The following is a 1,180-nucleotide window of genomic DNA, read 5'->3' on the forward strand; positions in this document are numbered from 1 at the left end:
GGGCGACCATCTTCTGCGTTTTCTTGGCGGTCTCTCGGCGGAGGTCCTCGGTGGCATGGACGAGCATCGCCTTGAGCGTCACCATCGCCCCGGTGCGGTCCTTCACCGCGGTATCGTGCGCAACCTTCAGCTGCCGGATCATCTCGACGACCCCGTCAGCGGTCTTCGGAACCGCAGTCGCGAACCCGGCGAGAACTGCTCTTGCGGCGTTCTCCGCGCCCAGCGTGTCAGACTTGCCGTTCAGGCGCCGCAGCCGCCGATCGGGGCGGGAGACCTCGATCACCTTGTGCCCGTTCCGGCGAATGAACGAGGTCAGGCCAGCGCCATAGGAACCGGTGCCCTCGATCCCGAACGCGATGATCTTCCCGAACGTCGCCGCCCACTCCGACAGTTGCCGGAACCCGGCGGTGTCGGTCGAGATCGTCAGGGACGCGAGGATCCCGCCGATCGAGTCCATCACCGCGGCGACGTGAATGTGCTTGTGAGTATCGACGCCGATCACGACGTGCCCAGAGCGGGCGGGCTCGATCTGTTCCATGGTGTGCTCTCCTTCACCGGTTAGCGTGGTTGTCACGCTGTCGCCGGCGGGTGGACAGGACTGTCATGGGGACGCTTTGACGAGGCTCCAGGCTCCTATCAGGTCACGCCCGATCCGGCGGCAGCGGTTACTGCACGCCCGGCCGGAGGTTCGACAGATCAACGCCAAGGCACCCTACGGGCCAATCGTAAGCAAGGGTCAGAACACTCCGGCCAGGACTACCCCATCATTGCGAGATCGGGCAGAAACAGACTGACAATCGAAACTGTCGCCGACAGTTCCGGTCGAGGGCACCGCTCCGAGTTCCGCGATGCGATCCGTGTAGACCATGGCGGTGTAGTTCGACCCGTGATCGGCGTGATGGATGAGCCCATCGAGCCGGCCGCCTGACTGCCAAGCCGCCATATCGAGCGCCTGCATCGGCAGGACCTCAGACTTCAGCGTCGCAGCAACGTTCCAGCCCACGATCCTGCGCGAGTACACGTCGGTGACGAACGCGACATACGCGAACCCAGACCAGGTAGCGACGTAGGTCACGTCGCACACCCAGAGCTTGCGCGGCCCATCCGCGACGAATCTCCGGTTGACTAGGGCGTGTCTCCCATATGGTTCGTGATTGACGCGCGATTCTGGATGGGTGAC

Annotated in this window: 2 protein-coding genes; both read right to left on the reverse strand. The window is 64.0% G+C overall.

Annotation, left to right across the window (positions count from 1 at the left end; all coding sequences use genetic code 11):
- A partial coding sequence (locus tag FM119_RS11095; RefSeq protein WP_218778774.1) for an IS110 family transposase occupies positions 1-538 on the reverse strand: 538 nt, incomplete at its 3' end.
- Between the two features lie 198 nt (positions 539-736).
- Positions 737-1,180 (reverse strand): DDE-type integrase/transposase/recombinase (locus FM119_RS11100; protein ID WP_143822693.1); only part of this gene is annotated, 444 nt, incomplete at its 5' end.

Origin of the sequence: Mycetocola reblochoni REB411 (genome assembly GCF_900163835.1) — a bacterium.
Classification (GTDB): Bacteria; Actinomycetota; Actinomycetes; order Actinomycetales; family Microbacteriaceae; genus Mycetocola_B; species Mycetocola_B reblochoni.